Source organism: Paenibacillus humicola, assembly GCF_028826105.1.
In the GTDB taxonomy this organism is placed as follows: Bacteria; Bacillota; Bacilli; order Paenibacillales; family Paenibacillaceae; genus Paenibacillus_Z; species Paenibacillus_Z humicola.
Genome location: NZ_JAQGPL010000001.1, coordinates 4104301 through 4119630, shown reverse-complemented (window position 1 = coordinate 4119630; position 15330 = coordinate 4104301). Strand labels below are relative to the sequence as shown.

General features: G+C 57.6%; 18 protein-coding genes. 11 read left to right on the top strand and 7 right to left on the bottom strand.

Annotated elements, in window-relative coordinates; genetic code table 11:
• The first annotated feature begins 2 nt into the window (after positions 1–2).
• Positions 3–878, top strand: coding sequence for an ABC transporter ATP-binding protein (locus PD282_RS18945; protein ID WP_274652200.1), 876 nt, complete (start codon positions 3–5; stop codon positions 876–878).
• Positions 879–930: 52 nt separating this feature from the next.
• Here PD282_RS18945 and pepF read toward each other — a convergent pair whose 3' ends face one another.
• The 3 genes from pepF to PD282_RS18930 all read right to left on the bottom strand — a co-directional run bounded on the left by pepF (position 931) and on the right by PD282_RS18930 (position 3427).
• On the bottom strand, positions 931–2721 hold the full coding sequence (pepF, locus tag PD282_RS18940) for an oligoendopeptidase F (RefSeq protein ID WP_274652199.1): 1791 nt from the start codon (positions 2719–2721) through the stop codon (positions 931–933).
• A gap of 177 nt (positions 2722–2898) precedes the next feature.
• Positions 2899–3078: a hypothetical protein gene (locus tag PD282_RS18935; protein WP_274652198.1), complete on the bottom strand. Its 180-nt coding sequence runs from the start codon at positions 3076–3078 to the stop codon at positions 2899–2901.
• 115 nt (positions 3079–3193) lie between these two features.
• Positions 3194–3427: a hypothetical protein gene (locus tag PD282_RS18930; RefSeq protein ID WP_274652197.1), complete on the bottom strand. Its 234-nt coding sequence runs from the start codon at positions 3425–3427 to the stop codon at positions 3194–3196.
• Between the two features lie 173 nt (positions 3428–3600).
• On the opposite strand from PD282_RS18930, the gene PD282_RS18925 reads away from it, so the two are divergent.
• From PD282_RS18925 to PD282_RS18915, 3 genes are all read left to right on the top strand, one after another.
• Positions 3601–4317, top strand: a complete 717-nt coding sequence (locus PD282_RS18925; RefSeq protein ID WP_274652196.1) for a class I SAM-dependent methyltransferase — start codon at positions 3601–3603, stop codon at positions 4315–4317.
• 76 nt (positions 4318–4393) lie between these two features.
• Positions 4394–4591, top strand: a complete 198-nt coding sequence (locus tag PD282_RS18920) for a cold shock domain-containing protein (RefSeq protein ID WP_274652195.1) — start codon at positions 4394–4396, stop codon at positions 4589–4591.
• Between the two features lie 191 nt (positions 4592–4782).
• On the top strand, positions 4783–5520 hold the full coding sequence (locus PD282_RS18915; RefSeq protein WP_274652194.1) for a YebC/PmpR family DNA-binding transcriptional regulator: 738 nt from the start codon (positions 4783–4785) through the stop codon (positions 5518–5520).
• A 69-nt stretch (positions 5521–5589) separates the two neighbouring features.
• On the opposite strand, the gene PD282_RS18910 is transcribed toward PD282_RS18915, so the two are convergent.
• Together PD282_RS18910 and PD282_RS18905 are read right to left on the bottom strand one after the other, a co-directional pair.
• Positions 5590–6237, bottom strand: coding sequence for a nitroreductase family protein (locus PD282_RS18910; protein ID WP_274652193.1), 648 nt, complete (start codon positions 6235–6237; stop codon positions 5590–5592).
• Between the two features lie 70 nt (positions 6238–6307).
• On the bottom strand, positions 6308–7528 hold the full coding sequence (locus tag PD282_RS18905) for an MFS transporter (protein ID WP_274652192.1): 1221 nt from the start codon (positions 7526–7528) through the stop codon (positions 6308–6310).
• Between the two features lie 219 nt (positions 7529–7747).
• Between PD282_RS18905 and PD282_RS18900 the strand changes: the two genes are divergently transcribed.
• The 5 genes from PD282_RS18900 (at position 7748) to PD282_RS18880 (ending at position 11088) form a co-directional block, all read left to right on the top strand.
• Complete coding sequence (locus PD282_RS18900; RefSeq protein ID WP_274652191.1) at positions 7748–8062, top strand: hypothetical protein; 315 nt, start codon at positions 7748–7750, stop codon at positions 8060–8062.
• Positions 8063–8086: 24 nt separating this feature from the next.
• Positions 8087–9208: a tetraprenyl-beta-curcumene synthase family protein gene (locus PD282_RS18895; RefSeq protein WP_274652190.1), complete on the top strand. Its 1122-nt coding sequence runs from the start codon at positions 8087–8089 to the stop codon at positions 9206–9208.
• A 17-nt stretch (positions 9209–9225) separates the two neighbouring features.
• Positions 9226–10194 carry a 6-phosphofructokinase gene (gene pfkA / locus PD282_RS18890; RefSeq protein ID WP_274652189.1) on the top strand — a complete coding sequence of 323 codons (969 nt, stop codon included), beginning with the start codon at positions 9226–9228 and terminating at the stop codon, positions 10192–10194.
• Positions 10195–10205: 11 nt separating this feature from the next.
• Positions 10206–10409, top strand: coding sequence for a DUF3906 family protein (locus PD282_RS18885; RefSeq protein WP_274652188.1), 204 nt, complete (start codon positions 10206–10208; stop codon positions 10407–10409).
• 145 nt (positions 10410–10554) lie between these two features.
• Entirely contained in the window at positions 10555–11088 is a 534-nt protein-coding gene (locus PD282_RS18880) for an NADPH-dependent FMN reductase (protein WP_274652187.1), read from the top strand.
• A 198-nt stretch (positions 11089–11286) separates the two neighbouring features.
• Here PD282_RS18880 and PD282_RS18875 read toward each other — a convergent pair whose 3' ends face one another.
• Together PD282_RS18875 and PD282_RS18870 are read right to left on the bottom strand one after the other, a co-directional pair.
• Positions 11287–11481, bottom strand: coding sequence for a hypothetical protein (locus PD282_RS18875; protein WP_274652186.1), 195 nt, complete (start codon positions 11479–11481; stop codon positions 11287–11289).
• A gap of 159 nt (positions 11482–11640) precedes the next feature.
• Positions 11641–12465: a YitT family protein gene (locus PD282_RS18870; RefSeq protein ID WP_274652185.1), complete on the bottom strand. Its 825-nt coding sequence runs from the start codon at positions 12463–12465 to the stop codon at positions 11641–11643.
• A 178-nt stretch (positions 12466–12643) separates the two neighbouring features.
• Between PD282_RS18870 and cshA the strand changes: the two genes are divergently transcribed.
• Together cshA and PD282_RS18860 are read left to right on the top strand one after the other, a co-directional pair.
• On the top strand, positions 12644–14230 hold the full coding sequence (cshA, locus tag PD282_RS18865; RefSeq protein WP_274652184.1) for a degradosome RNA helicase CshA: 1587 nt from the start codon (positions 12644–12646) through the stop codon (positions 14228–14230).
• A gap of 254 nt (positions 14231–14484) precedes the next feature.
• Complete coding sequence (locus tag PD282_RS18860; protein ID WP_274652183.1) at positions 14485–15288, top strand: YesL family protein; 804 nt, start codon at positions 14485–14487, stop codon at positions 15286–15288.
• The last annotated feature ends 42 nt before the right edge of the window (positions 15289–15330 follow it).

Here is a 15330-nt window from a genome sequence, read left to right as displayed (position 1 = left end):
CGATGATCTATTGCGACGGACTCGTCAAAATTTATAAAACCGACGATCTGGAGGTCGTAGCGCTGCAGGGGCTCGATCTGCAGGTCGAAGCGGGCGAGCTGATGGCCATCATCGGCAACAGCGGCAGCGGCAAATCGACGCTGCTGAATATGCTGGGCGGCCTCGACCGCCCTTCCGCCGGGACGCTCCTCGTCGACGGAAAGGACCTGCTGAAGTTCACGGAACGCGATCTCGTGAAATATAAGCGCGAATCGGTCGGCTTTGTCTGGCAAAACAACGCGCGCAACCTGATCCCGTACTTGACCGCGCTCGAGAACGTCGAGCTGCCGATTCTGCTGAAGGGGCGCCGCAAGCGGCTGCGCGCGCTTGAGCTGCTCGATGCGGTCGGCCTCAGCCACCGCATCAAGAACCGCCTGAGCGAGCTGTCCGGCGGCGAGCAGCAGCGGGTCGCCATCGCGATCGCGCTGTCGAACGAGCCGAAGCTGCTGCTGGCCGACGAGCCGACCGGCTCGCTCGACACGCGTACGTCGAACCAGATCCTCGACCTGTTTCGCGAGCTGAACCGCAGCACGGGCATTACGATCGTCATCGTAACGCACGATCCGCTGCTCGCCCGCAAGGTCGACCGCGTCGTTGCGATCCGCGACGGCAAGACGTCCTCGGAGATTCTCCGCCGCCAATCGTATGCCGACGAGCTGGCGGCACTGGAGCAGGGGGCCGCGGCGGAGCAGGAGAGCCACGTCGAATATGCCGTCATCGACAAAGCGGGGCGGCTGCAAATTCCGGCCGCTTATTTGCAGGCGGAGCAGTTCAAAGAAAAGAACAAGGTGCGGGTCGAGATGGAGGACGGCCGCATCGTACTGTACCCTCCGGAATAAAGCAAATAAAGGGCGTCTCTCGCAGGAGAGACGCCCTTTTTACAGGCTATCGTTATTTGGTCAGTTCTTCCATCTGGCTGATCAAATCCTCGAACACGCTCATCGCCTGCTCGATCGGCTCCGGTGTCGACATATCGACGCCGGCTTTTTTCAGGATGTTGATCGAGAAGTCGCTGCCGCCGCTTTTCAGGAAGCCGAGATAACGCTCGACGGCCGGCGCGCCTTCGTCGAGAATCTGCTTCGAAAAACTCGTTGCCGCCGAGAATCCCGTCGCGTATTTGTAGACGTAGAAGCTCGTATAGAAATGGGGGATGCGCGCCCACTCCATTTCGATGTCTTTGTCGACAACCATGCCCGGCCCGTAATATTTGACGTTCAGGTCGTAATAAATCTTCGACAGCTCCTGCGGCGTAAGCGAATCGCCCTGCTCGCTTTTCTCGTGAATGATTTTCTCGAATTCGGCGAACATCGTCTGGCGGAACACCGTCGTCCGGAACTGGTCGGCGTAATAGGTGAGCAGGTACATTTTTTCCTTCGGATCGGTCGATTTCTTAAGCAGATAATCCATCAGCAGCGCCTCGTTGAGCGTCGACGCGACCTCCGCCAGGAAAATCGTATACTGTGCGTCGCGGTAATCCTGGTTTGTATCCGAATAATACGAATGCAGCGCGTGGCCCATTTCGTGCGTGAGCGTAAACATGCTGTTCAGATTGTCCTTATGGTTGAGCAGCACGTACGGATGTGTGCCGTATGCGCCCCAGCTGTATGCGCCGCTGCGCTTGCCTTCGTTCTCGTAGACGTCGATCCAGCCGTTCTCGAAGCCCTGCTGCAGCACGTTCAAGTAGTCGCCGCCGAGCGGCTTCAAGCTTTCCTTGACCGTTGATTTCGCCTCGTCGTAGGTGATGTCCATCTTGAATTCGTCGACCAGCGGCGCGAACAGGTCGTACATATGGAGCTCGTCGACCTTGAGCAGCTTTTTGCGCAGCTCCATGTAACGATACATGAGCGGCAGATGTTTATGTACCGTATCGATCAGATTCGTGTAGACGCTCTTCGGAATGTTGTCGCCGTACAGCGACATCTCCAGAGCAGAAGGATATTTGCGAGCGCGGGCGTAAAAAATGTTTTTCGTCACGTTCGCATTCAGCGTCGAAGCAAGCGTGTTTTTCAGCCGGCCGTACGTTTCGTACATCGCCTTGAACGCAGCTTCGCGAACCTCGCGGTTGCCGCTTTCGAGGAACTGGATATAACGGCCGTGAGTCAGTTCCACTTCCTCGCCGTTCTCGTCCTTTACTTTAGGGAATTTCAGGTCGGCGTTGTTCAGGATGCTGAAAATCGTGCCGGGCGCCTGGCTGACGTTGCCGACCTGCGCAAGCAGCGCTTCCTCGGCTTTGGACAAAATGTGCGTTTTCTGGCGGCGCATTTCCTCCAGCGTATGGCGGTATTGGGCCAAATCGGGATTGGTAATAAACGATTCCAGCTCGGCGTCCGACAGGCTGAGCACCTCGGGCGTAATGAAGGAGAGCGCTTCGCCCGTTTCGACGCTGAGCTTCTTCGATTTGTCCGACAGCGCCTGATAGGCCGGCTCCGCCGTATCCTCGTGGTGCTTCAAATTCGCGTACACGTAAAGCCGTTCCACATGAAGCGACAGCTCGTCCTCCAGCTCGAAGCACGCCTTCAGCTGTTTCGGATCGGCCAGCTTGCCCTGGAAAGCGGCAGCCTGCTTCATTTGTTCCTTCGCTTCCTGGTACTCCTTGTCCCATGCCGCCTGATCGGCGAACAGGTCTTCGAGCTTCCAGCGGGTCTCTGGCGCGGTTTCGGTTCGTTTCGGTACGTGGTTCATCGGAATCCTCCTCGGTTCATGTAGAGTGGACGATGCCGCGGCGTCTTGCGCCGGCGGGTCCGCGGCTGCGGTCGGGCCAGACAGCAGGGACAGGGACAACAGGATCGGCAGCCATTTCAAGGCGGATTCACGCTCCCATGCAAGGTTTGCCCCTAGTGTAGCCGTTAAGCGGCGCCCTTATGACCCCATACTTGCCAAACTGTAAACAATCAGGAAAAAAGCGAGCGCGATCATGACGATCGCCGCGACGGCGACGCTCCTGCGCAGCCGGTCCGGAATTTGGTTTCGCTGCATGATCACGACGGCCCCGAGCGTGAAAGCCGCGATAATAAAAATGATCGTTGCGGTCGTATTCAAATGTGCGCGTCTCCCTTTCGCAAACCTATGCACGTCCCGTATAGGATATGTTCGATGTTCGGATGATTTTTCCTGCAAGCCGGCCATGCGGTCCGGCCCGCATCCGGACACGGCGTCAAACGCTGCGGAACCCCGCCATAATCGCCTCGAACTCCGCTTCCCGGCCGGCGAAATCCTCGGGACGAAAACGCTTCTCCGCCCAGTTCATCATTTCCGGGCGGCTGATGAACGTGTGGCATTCCTCGCCCCATTGATCGGAAATTTCACGTACGACAAGCGTTTTGCCCTGAACCTCGACGGTCAGCATGTTATATTTGTCCGTTTTGTAAATTTGCACCTTTTTGATCATACGGTACCCTCTCCATTCGATCGTCGTATCTTTTCATCATAGCGATATTCAGGGGTAGAAATCAAATGAAACGTGTGCTAGAATATGCCAACCGTATCCGGCTTTACCGATTGCCGGACGGATGACGAGCCGAGATGAGAAGAGAAAGAAGAGCAGAGCGGAGGAAAGCGGACATGATGAAAAGGTATGAACAGGAAGGCGTAGCGGTCACGTGCCGCAGTTTCGAGGAGTATGTGCGCATGTTCGACTTGAGCGAAGAGGAGCTTGCGGCAGGGGAAATCGTCGACATCGCCGCAGGCGGGTCGTCGTTTACGGCGGATGCGGCGGCCAGAGGGCTGCAGGCTACAGCGGTCGATCCGCGGTATTCCGGAGAGCCGGAGAAGCTCGTCCGGGAAGCGGGCGAAGAAATCGGCGTCTCTACAGCAAAGCTGGCAAAGCTTTATCGGCAGTACGACTGGACGTATTACGGCAGTCTGGAGCGGCATGCCGCAATGCGGCGGCAGTCGCTGCAGCGATTTGCAGACCATTTCGGCTCCGGACAAGGCCGCTCCCGTTATACGGCGGGCAGCCTCCCGGACCTGCCGTATGAAGGGGACCGGTTCTCGCTTGTGCTGTGCAGCCACTTTTTGTTTCTGTACGGGGATCAGTTCGATTACGGCTTCCATCTCCGGTCGGTACAGGAGATGATGCGCGTGTGCAGGCCGGGAGGCGTCATCCGGATTTATCCCGTTATGTCGCTGCGGTTCGAGCGCTATTCCCGCCTGGACGATTTGCTGGCGGCGATTGAGGCGGCAGGCGGGCGGCCGGAGCTGTTCCGCACCCGGCTTCCCTTCATCCCGAAATCTGAATACGGGCTGCTGATCCGGCGTCCAAGCCGCCCTAAGCTTTAATTGCAATGTCGCCGCTTACCGTTTATAATAGGAATTACTCGCCGTAAACGGCGGTTTATTTTAGGAGGTTGTTCAATTGAAAGGAACAGTAAAATGGTTTAACGCAGAGAAAGGGTACGGATTCATCCAGGTAGAGAATGGCGAGGACGTCTTCGTTCACTACTCGGCAATCCAAGGCGATGGCTTCAAAACGCTGGAGGAAGGCCAAACGGTCGAATTCGACATTACGCAAGGCAACCGCGGACCGCAAGCGGCTAACGTCACGAAATTGTAAGATTGCTGTTTCCGACCGGAAACTTCTTATAATGCAGTGTCCAGAGAGCGATTAACCCGGCAATTTCGATTGCCGGGTTTTCTTGTGTCCGGACGGACAAACGCGCCGCGCAGCCTTTGACCGAAGTACGGGCAAGGTGATAAACTGAGGGGTGCAAGCAGGTAACGAAACCTCAGGGGGAGCGATTGGAAATGCCGAAATTCAAGCTGTTCAAGGATCGCAAAGGCAAGGCCGACCAGGCTAAAAATAATAAATTCGTCAAGCTCGCGCGGGAAATTTATGTCCAAGCCCGCAGCGGCGGACCGAGTCCGGAATCGAATTTCGGGCTGAAAAACGCCATCGCCGCCGCCCGAGCGGAGCAGATGCCGACGGAAAATATCGAGCGCGCCATCAAGCGCGCGACGGGGAACTCCGATAACGTCGAGTATGCGGAAATTATGTACGAAGGCTACGGTCCGGGAGGGGTTGCGATTATGGTCCGCTGCCTGACGGACAATCGCAACCGCACCGCCGCCGATGTCCGCGCGGTCTTTAACAAACGCGGCGGCAATATGGGGGAGAGCGGCTGCGTCTCGTATATGTTCGACCATAAAGGGCTGCTCGTGATCAACCGGGAAGATTTCGGCGCTGACGAGGATACGGTCATGATGCAGGCGCTCGAAGCGGGGGCCGAAGACGTCATTGTCAATGAGGACAGCTTCGAAATTTTAACGCATCCGCACGAATTCGAGCAGGTAAAGACGGCGCTCGAGAACGAAGGCTACGGCTTCACCGAGGCCGGTGTCCGCTGGCTGCCGCAAACCATGGTGAAAGCTGAAGGCGAAAACGCCGAGAAGCTGATGAAAATGATGGACGCTTTCGAAGACAACGACGATGTGCAGGACGTGTATGTCAATTTCGAGCTTGAAGGCGACAGCGATCACGATTAAAAGGCTTTTTAACAAAAAAACCCCGAACCGCTTTTGCGCGGGCGGGGTTCTTTCGGCTTAAGGATAACATCAGTCCACAATCGTCAAAATGTCGTCGATTTCCTTGCGCGGCAGCTTGCCGGGCGTTTCGGCGGGATGGCCGAGCGCGATGACCATGTTGACGTCGAGATGGGCCTCGATGCCGAGGTATTCCTTCAGCTGGCGTTCGGCCAGCAGCACCGGACCGGTCATCGGACAGGTCGCGAGCCCCATCGCGTGAGCGGCCAGCATCAAATTTTGCGAAGCGAGGCAGCTGCTCTTGATGCCTTCCTCGCGCCAGACGTCATCCGTTACCAGGCCGATCGGATCGAAGATCCGTTCGCGGAATTTCGAAGCGTACGGCGTCGCGAGACATACAATCAGCGCCGGAGCGCCGGTGAAGGCGGTGGCGTACGGGCCGAACGATTTGATCAGCAGCCTGGCTTCCCGCGAGAGGCCCTTCGCTTCCGCCGCTTCGGCGCGCGCGTGCAGCTGCGCCCAGGTCAGCTCCTCGATCGCTTTAATTTTTTCCTTATTCGTGACGACGACGAACGCCCACGTCTGCGAGTTCGTATCGCTCGGGGCATACCGCGCGCAGTCGATCAGCTCGCGGATTTGATCGTGTGTAACCGGCTCGTCCGAAAATTTACGGACACTGCGGCGCTCGTGAATGAGCTGTTTGACCGAAACGTATTCCATGTTCTGCAATCACTCCCTTCCCCATTATAGTGAAAAGGCCAAGCATTGCAACCGGCGAAGCGGTCGAGGCTTATTTTCTCCTCAGAAAATGCTTGCCCAGAAAACCGGCGCAGGCGGCCAGCGCCAGACCCGCGGCCATGTGGAAAAAAGCGCCTTTGCCGTAATGGTCGTAGATCGCGCCGCCGACCGTGCCGCTGATGATGCCCGCGAAGCCGCTCCAGATGACGGCGTACACGGCCTGGCCGGACGAGCGGTACTCGTCCGGAATGATGCCCGACAAATAGCGGACGGCGGTGGCGAAATAGATGCCGAACGAAACGCTGTGCATCGCCTGGAGCGGAAGCACCCATACGGGTGACGTGATTTTGCCGATCAGGAAAAAACGGACGGCATACATCAGGCTGGCGATCGCAAGCAGCGGAAGCTCCTTGAACTTGTGCCCGTATTTGCCGAGCAGGAACAGTACCGGAATCTCGCTGAATCCCGAAATCATCGACGCCAGCCCGACGAGCGAATCGCTGGCGCCCATTTGCCGGAGCGTGACGGCGAGGAAGCCCTCGTACATCCGGTGCGCGATCGAGATGACGAGCACGAGCAGGAAGAAGAGAGCGGTGTCCGGTTTGCGGAGCAGCTTGAGAAAGCCGGAAAAGTCCATTTTTTTAAGCGCGCCCTGATAATCCTTCAGCAGAAACGAAAAGCCGATCGACACCGCAATCATCGCCATCCCGACAAAAGGCGCTGCGGACGTTCCGGTTTGCTTCAGCAGCAGGCCGAAGGCGTACGCGCAGACGGCGGAGCCGAGCGAACCGAAGATGCGCACCAGCGCATACGGCCTGCCCGTATATTGGCTGGAGAGCAGAATCAGGCTGTCGCTCAGCGGGTTCATCGGCGTCTGGCAGAAATAGAAGGCCAGCATGATCAGCCCGACAAGGATAAACGAATTGGTTGTAAAGAGGAGCGAAATCATGACGAGCTGCCCGAGCAGGAGGACGGTAAGCAGCTTTTTGATCGTCCGGTATTTGTCGCTCGCCGTTCCCGTAATGAGGTTGGCGAAGACGGAGATGAACGGGCCGGTCGAATATAAAATGCCGATTTGAGCGGCGCTGAAGCCGCGGTCGAGAAAATAGAGCGGAATATACGAGACGACCAGCGCCTGCGTGGCGTAGATGGAGAAGCTGAAGGCGCGCAGCAAATTCGTTTCTTTCGCGGCTCCGGCGGATGGAGCGGTCGCCGGCCCGGCGCCCGTTTGGTCGGCGGCCGGGGCGGAAACGCCGGATGCGGTTGTTTTCATGATCAAGTCACTCCAAATCGATGTCTGGACCGGCCTGGCGGACCGGATTTGAACAAGCTGTACATCAGTATAGCACGCCTCGAAAGTGAAAAGGGGAACAAGAACGGGGCAGCGGGGAAAAAAAGCTGCCGGGTCCGCCCGGAGCGCCCAGCGGCATGCGGATTCGCGCTGGATTATTGGAGGCCGAAATGGTACATTAATGGTTGGAGGTTTTATATAGTGGAACGTTTTTTCATCTGGAATGAGAGACTCGGCATCGAACTCCCCTTCTTTGAGCGTGAATGGGAAACCTATACTGCCCGCGAGCGGGAAGCCATTCTTGTAAGGTGGGAAGAGATCCGCGGCGCAATTCCCGATCGCGTCTTTGCGTTCGAGCGGCTGATCAACGAGAAGCAGGCGGAATTATTCGATGAAGAAGATTTCGAAACCAGCTGCGCGCTCAATTCGGACATTGCCGATCTGGCGAGCCGGATCAACGATTTGCATATTTGGTACCGCATCAATCAAGAGATTGAACCGCGGCGCCATTCCTAACGGATCTGTCAAGGAGGCGCCTTAATGAGATTGTCCTCGCGCATACGACATGCGCCGAAAACACCCGTACGGTTGATGTACAGGGTGTATAAATACGTTTTACCCGGCGTTAAGGATGAGCTTGGGCGGCTTCGGCGTATTGCGGAGCGGATCCCGGACGACGAGCTGCGGAAGCAGGCGATCGCCAGCATGACGAGCAAGGAGTTCCACTGCCAGGGCGGAGGCGTGTACGCGGCCGCGAATTTGCGCCAGCGGCATGTTCTTATCCCGCTCATCGTCGCCCTTCAGACGATCAGCGACTACCTGGACAACCTCTGTGACCGAAGTACGTCGCTCGACGAAGGGGATTTCCGTCTTCTTCACCAGTCGATGCTCGATGCCGTCGACCCGCACGCGCCGCTTCGGGACTATTACGCGCTTCGAAACGAGCGGGACGACGGCGGTTATTTGCACGAGCTTGTCCGGACGTGTCAAGCGTGCGCGGCGAAGCTTCCTTCCTATGCCGTCGTCCAGCCGCATGTGGCCGAGCTGGTCGGACTATACGGCGATCTGCAGGTTTACAAGCATATCGTCAAGGATCGGCGCGAACCGGCGCTGCTGGCATGGTGGGAGAAGCACCGGCATCAGGTGCCGCATCTGCGCTGGAACGAATTTGCCGCCGCGACGGGCTCGACGCTCGGCATGTTTATGCTGTTCCTTGCGGCGACGGAAGAAGGGCTTGAGCCGGAGGATGCGCTCGCGATCAAGCGGGCGTATTTCCCGCACGTATGCAGCCTGCACATATTGCTGGACTACCTGATCGATCAGGAGGAGGACCGGCTCGGCGGCGATTTGAATTTTTGCCATTATTACGAGGACCGGAGGAAGGTCGCGGAGCGGATCGGCGATATTGCCGGATACGCCCGCCGGGACGTGCATGCGCTGCCCGCGCGGCGCTTCCACCGGATGATCATCGAAGGGCTGCTTGCGCTTTATTTGTCCGACCCGAAGGTGCGGCAGCAGGACGACGTCCGGACCGTGTCCAGGCGGCTGATGAAGCGCAGTCCGCTGACCCGGCTGTTCTTCTGGGGAAACAGCGTCTGGATCCGCATGCGGCAATCCCGGAACGAGCCTGAAGGCTTTACAGACAAATATGGACAGAAATAAGAGGAGTGGATGGTAGGATGTCGGAAGTGAAATCCATCGCCGTGCTCACAAGCGGCGGCGACTCGCAGGGGATGAACGCGGCGGTTCGAGCCGTCGTGCGCAGCGCGCTGTTTCACGGACTTGAGGTATACGGAGTGCAGCGCGGCTACCACGGGCTGCTGAACGGCGATCTTCGCAAAATGGATTTGCGCAGCGTCGGCGATATTATTCAGCGCGGAGGCACGATTCTGCAAACGGCGCGCTGCAAGGAATTTCTAAGTCCGGAAGGCCAGCAGAAGGGCGCTGAGATTTTGCGCGCGAACGGCATCGACGGCCTCGTCGTCATCGGCGGGGACGGCTCGTACCAAGGCGCGAACAAGCTGAGCAAGCTCGGCATCCGCACGATGGGGCTGCCCGGGACGATCGACAACGATATTCCGTTCACCGATTTTACGATCGGCTTCGATACGGCGGTCAGCATCGTCGTCGACGCGATTAACAAGCTGCGCGATACGATGACGTCGCACGAGCGGTCGTCGGTCGTCGAGGTGATGGGCCGGCACTGCGGCGATATCGCGCTCTATGCGGGTCTGGCCAGCGGGGCGGAGACGATCCTCGTGCCGGAGGTGCCGTTCGATCTCGATCAGGTCGCTTCCCGCATGCAGGAAAATTTTCAGTCCGGCAAGCGTCACAGTATCATTATCGTGGCGGAGGGTGTGGGCAGCGGCCACGAGATCGCTTCGGGCATTACGGAGCGCAACGGCATAGAGCCGCGCGTCACGGTGCTCGGCCATATTCAGCGGGGCGGCTGTCCGACGCACAACGACCGGATTTTGGCCAGCCAGCTGGGCGATTTCGCCGTACGCAAGCTGATAGAAGGCGACTCCGCCAAGGCATGCGGCATTATCCGCGGCGAGCTGGTTGTGACCGATATCGACAAAGTCGTCAACACGAAGAAGCCGTTCAACATGGACTTATACGACCTGGCGCTTCGGCTGTCGCAGTAAGGAGCCCGCGAATGCTGCTGTTATATAAAATCGAAGTTCAGCTCGAGGACAAGCTCATTCATCTCATTATCGCAGCCGACAGCGACGAGAAGGCTTTCGCTTCGGTCGAATCGCACGTCGCGAGACATTTTATCCGGATGCCCGAAATCCGGTCCGCAGCTATCGTGGAGAAGAAGCGGATCGAGCCCGGAAACGGGTTTGTGATCGAAGGCTGACGCTACGACGAACCGCATGCCCGTAACAACGACGGGTGCGGTTTTTTCGATTTCGGCAGAGGGAAAATTGTCCTTGACTTCTATAATTTTATAAACTAAATTGTATGTAAAGTATGCAAGCCGATCGAAGAGGAGATGAACTTATTTGAAAATCGCATTGATTGCCGGGTCGAACCGCAGGGATGCCGGCAGCACGAAGCTGATTCATTATATTGCCGGCCTGGTGCGCGCCGAAGGGCACGAAGCGGCAGTGTTCGATCTGCATACCGATCCGCTGCCGATGTATTCGCCGGACGAGATTGAGGCTCACTCCAACGTAACGAAGCTGCGTCAAACCGTTTTGGCGGCGGACGGCGTCGTGTTGGGGACGCCCGAATATCACGGAAGCGTCTCCGGCGCGCTGAAGAATGCGCTTGATTTTCTCGGCTTCGATCATTTCGACGGCAAGCCGGTGCTGTCCGTCAGTACGGCCGGCGGCCCGGTCGGCGTCAGCTCGCTGCAGCATATGCAGACAATTGTCCGCAACGTACACGGCATTAACTGCTCCGAATGGATATCGATCGGCGGCGCGCAGCGCGAATTTACCGCGGACGGGGAGCCCGCGGATCAGGACGTCCGGCTCCGGGCGGGAAGAACGGTGGCTTATTTTCTGAACATGATAGGCAGGCTGAGAGCTTAACCCTTAAAAAAGCGTTTCGGGCGCGGCGGCAATGTTCAAATCGCCGTTTCCGAATCGCTTTTTCTCGTTTCCGGAATCCGCAGCGTCGCGGAGGGGCTTGTTCAAGCCGATCAGGGCCGGCTGCGAGCCGGCCGCCCGCGAGGACGGAAATCCAGGCACAAAAAAGACGGGAACGACTAGCGTTCCCGCCTCATGCAATTAGTGCAAAAGCACTTCCTTCTGCTGCTCGCAAATGCTGTGCTGTACAATTTCCATCGCGTCCTCCGGTTCCAGCAGGGCAAGTCCGTCGCGCAGCACGATGTTCAGATTAAGCTCGCGCTGCGTGAGGAAGGGTACCAGCTCCGGCGCCAGCTTTTCCACGATCCGCGACAGTTTGACCGTTTCCATATCCATGTAGCAACACCCTTTCATCGTAAAATGGAGGGCAGAAGAGTATGGCATGAAACTTGGGAACCACGGGATACCTTTATTATACCAGTGCACATCGAAAAAACCTAGAGCCATGCTTTAAAATCCATGTATGCCGAGGATTGGAAACCGTCTGTCCGGCGTTCAATCGGCGGGGCGCCGGAATTCGCCCATCACGCCGGCCGTCTCGACAATGTTGACGAAGGCCGCGGGATCCGTCGCTTTGATGATGCGGCGCAGCTCGGCCAGCTCGTACCGGGTCGTGACCGTCATCAGCATGTCCCGCTCGATGCCGGTGTAAGCGCCTTGCGTCCGGATGACGGTGATGCCGCGCTGAAGCGGCAGCAGGGCGCAGCGAAGCTCCTCGGTACGGCTTGTAATGATAAAGGCGGTTACCTTGATTTGACTGATGTGCACGAGGTCGATGATTTTGCCGGCCGCATAGATGGAAACGAGCGAATACAGCGCGATGTCCCAGTTGCCCGTCTGCACGCCGAGCAGTGCGATAATGCTGCCGTTCAGCGCGAAGATAAGCATGCCGACGGGCAGATTGCGGCTGCGCGATACGATGGAGGCGACGATATCGAAGCCTCCGGTCGACGCCCCCGCCCGCAGCGACAGCCCGGTGCCGAGGCCGACGGCGACGCCGCCGAACACGGAGGCGATCATCAAATCGCCGACCGCCGGCCGTTCGGGGATAAGCTGCATGGCGGCCGTTGTCGCCAGCACGACAAAGACGCTCCATACGATGAAGCGCCGTCCGAGAACGCGCCAGCCCCATATCAGAATCGGCAAATTGAGGAGCAAATACAGAAAGCCGATATTCAGCCCCGTCGCATAGCCGACGATCATCGTGATCCCGGAAACGCCGCCGCTGATCAAGCGGTGGGGAATGAGCAGCTGATTGAATCCGAACGCGACGAGCAGCGAGCTTGCCAGCAGGACGGCGGCGGTTCGAGCCGTTTTCATTCAGGTCCGGCCTCCAGAGAGGGACGTCGCGCCGAATACCGGTTGGAGCGGCGCTGGGCCCCGGAAATTGTAAGATTTAGTATGCCTGTTTACCCGTTGCTGGTATTCGCCGAATGTACTGTGCTATAATAAACTGTATATTTTCTGTAGGATGCAGATAGAAGGAGTATGAGAAAGTTTGAAAACATTTGCTGAATTCGGCTTGGAGCCCAAAGTGCTGCAGGCCATCACGGAGCTCGGGTTCGAAGAATCGACCCCGATCCAATCGAAGTCCATTCCAATTGCGCTTACCGGAAGCGATCTGATCGGTCAAGCCCAGACGGGAACGGGCAAAACAGCGGCTTTCGGGATCCCGCTCATCAACAAAATCCCGGTTACCGAGGACCGTATCATCGCCTTGATCATGACGCCGACCCGGGAGCTTGCAATACAGGTTTCCGAAGAAATCGGCAAGCTGAGCCGTTATAAAGGCATTCGTTCGCTGCCGATTTACGGCGGACAGGAAATCGGCCGGCAGATTCGCGCGCTGAAGAAGCGGCCGCAAATTATCATCGGCACGCCGGGGCGTCTGCTCGACCATATCAACCGCAAGACGATCAAGCTCGACGACGTGCAGACGGTCGTGCTCGACGAAGCGGACGAAATGCTGGATATGGGCTTTATGGAGGATATTACGAGCATCCTGTCGCTCGTACCGGATGAGCGACAAACGATGCTGTTCTCGGCCACGATGCCGCCGAACATCCAGAGGCTGGCGCAGCAGTTCCTGAAAAATCCGGAGCACGTCTCAGTCATTCCGAAGCAGGTCAGCGCCCCGCTGATCGATCAGGCGTATATCGAGGTGCACGAACGCCAGAAATTCGAAGCGCTCAGCCGCCTGCTCGACATGGAATCGCCGGAGCTGGCCATCATTTTCGGCCGCACGAAACGCCGTGTCGACGAGCTGAGCGAGGCGCTGCAGAAGCGCGGCTATTCCGCCGACGGCCTGCACGGCGACCTGTCGCAAAACCAGCGCGACGCGGTCATGCGCAAATTCCGCGACGGCAGCATCGACGTGCTGGTTGCGACGGACGTCGCCGCGCGCGGGCTTGACGTATCGGGCGTCACGCACGTGATCAACTTCGACCTGCCGCAGGATCCGGAGAGCTATGTTCACCGGATCGGACGGACAGGCCGTGCAGGCAAGGAAGGAACGGCCTGGTCGTTCGTTACCCCGCGTGAAATCGACCACCTTCATTTTATCGAGAAAGTGACGCGCCATCGTATTCCGAAGAAGCCGCTGCCGAGCATCGCCGAGGCGATCGAAGGGAAGCAGCGTCTTACGGCCGAGCGCATTCTCGAATATGTGCAGGACGAAACCATCAACGAATACAAGGGGATCGCGATCCAGCTGCTGGAGCAGTACGATTCGGTCAATCTTCTGGCATCGGCGATCAAGCTGATGACGGGCGAGAAGAAAGACGTCAGTATCGAGCTGACGCCGGAGGATCCGATCCGCGCCAAAAAACGCAAGCCGGATATCCGTTCCAGCGGGCGCCGCTTCTCCGGCGGACCGTTCGGAGGCGGCAGCCGCAGCGGCGGCGGCGGTTACCGCGGCCGCGGCGACAGCCGTGACGGCCGGGGCGACCGCGGCGGATACAACCGCGGAAGCGGAAGCGGAGGCGGAGGCGGGTATAGCCGCGACCGCGATCGCGACTATAACGGCAAGGGCCGCAGCGGCGAGCCGCGCCGTTCCCGTTCGTCCGACGATTTCATCAACCAGTAAGCTGCATGGACCGGGTTATCCGCCGGAATCGAGACATCCGGCCGGATAATCCGGTTTTTTTATTCGACTGCAAGCTCTCCGCTTAAACGTGTTCCGCCGCCAAAGACAGTGTCAGCCGATTAATTTGGTCCGTCGGAATTTGAAAATGGGCGTTGGCGTTGACCGTCGGATTATATTATAGTAGAACTAAATGAAATCGCTTGCGCTCTTCTTGCTGAGCAGACCGCAAATAACGTCAGGAGGACAAGCAGAACATGGAAATGCGAGGGTTAATGGGCGGGCTGTATAAAATATCCGAATGGATTATGCGGCTGTCGGTCACGAACGTTCTATGGATTTTATGCTCGATTCCTTATATTTTGTTAATATTTCCGGTCCTGTTCGCCAAAACGGCCGATGAAATATTAAGCAGCTTCATCCTTTCCAGCATCGTCGCCCCGTTTACGCTGTTTCCTGCGACGGCGGCCATGTTTGCGGTCGCGCGCAAATGGGTCATGGGCGAGGTCGATGCCCCGCTGCTGCGCACGTTTTTCCGGAATTACAAGGACAGCTACGTGCAGAGCATGGTCGGCGGCATTCTGTACGTCATCGTGTTTGCGGTGCTGATCGTCGATTTCCAGGTGTATTTGAAGCAGCTGCATTCGCTGCAAATCTTCTCGTACCTGTTTATTGCAATCATGGCGCTGCTTGCCGTATCCCTGTTCAACTTCTTCTCGATGGTCGTTCATTACCATATGAAGACCTTCCAGCTGCTCAAAAACGCCGTGCTCATTACGATCGGCCGGCCGATCCGCTCGGTGTCGACTGCCGTCATGTGCGGGATTGTCGTTTATATCAGCTTCAGCTCGGCGAAGCTGATGTTCCTCGTGCCGTTCTTCACCGGAAGCATCGTGGCCGTAATCGCATTTTGGAATTTCTACGGCATTTATACGAAGCTCCAGCAGCAAATGGAGAAGGCGGCGCAGGAGGAAGAGACCGACGCGGCCGATCAGGCGCTGCTCGAAGGCGAAGTGGTAGGGGCGTCCAAGGAAGGTCAGCGCAGCGGTACCAATAAATAATTTTCGCGCCGCGTTTACTTTTTCTTTATTTCGGTCTATAAT

Excerpts from the sequence above, each read along its gene's own strand:
- PD282_RS18930 (WP_274652197.1), bottom strand. The coding sequence starts at position 3,427 with ATGATCAAAAAGGTGCAAATTTACAAAACGGACAAATATAACATGCTG.
- PD282_RS18895 (WP_274652190.1), top strand. The coding sequence starts at position 8,087 with ATGAGATTGTCCTCGCGCATACGACATGCGCCGAAAACACCCGTACGG.
- pepF (WP_274652199.1), bottom strand. The coding sequence starts at position 2,721 with ATGAACCACGTACCGAAACGAACCGAAACCGCGCCAGAGACCCGCTGG.
- PD282_RS18945 (WP_274652200.1), top strand. The coding sequence starts at position 3 with ATGATCTATTGCGACGGACTCGTCAAAATTTATAAAACCGACGATCTG.
- PD282_RS18870 (WP_274652185.1), bottom strand. The coding sequence starts at position 12,465 with ATGAAAACGGCTCGAACCGCCGCCGTCCTGCTGGCAAGCTCGCTGCTC.
- PD282_RS18860 (WP_274652183.1), top strand. The coding sequence starts at position 14,485 with ATGGAAATGCGAGGGTTAATGGGCGGGCTGTATAAAATATCCGAATGG.
- PD282_RS18905 (WP_274652192.1), bottom strand. The coding sequence starts at position 7,528 with ATGAAAACAACCGCATCCGGCGTTTCCGCCCCGGCCGCCGACCAAACG.
- pfkA (WP_274652189.1), top strand. The coding sequence starts at position 9,226 with ATGTCGGAAGTGAAATCCATCGCCGTGCTCACAAGCGGCGGCGACTCG.
- PD282_RS18915 (WP_274652194.1), top strand. The coding sequence starts at position 4,783 with ATGCCGAAATTCAAGCTGTTCAAGGATCGCAAAGGCAAGGCCGACCAG.
- PD282_RS18875 (WP_274652186.1), bottom strand. The coding sequence starts at position 11,481 with ATGGATATGGAAACGGTCAAACTGTCGCGGATCGTGGAAAAGCTGGCG.
- PD282_RS18885 (WP_274652188.1), top strand. The coding sequence starts at position 10,206 with ATGCTGCTGTTATATAAAATCGAAGTTCAGCTCGAGGACAAGCTCATT.
- PD282_RS18910 (WP_274652193.1), bottom strand. The coding sequence starts at position 6,237 with ATGGAATACGTTTCGGTCAAACAGCTCATTCACGAGCGCCGCAGTGTC.
- PD282_RS18925 (WP_274652196.1), top strand. The coding sequence starts at position 3,601 with ATGATGAAAAGGTATGAACAGGAAGGCGTAGCGGTCACGTGCCGCAGT.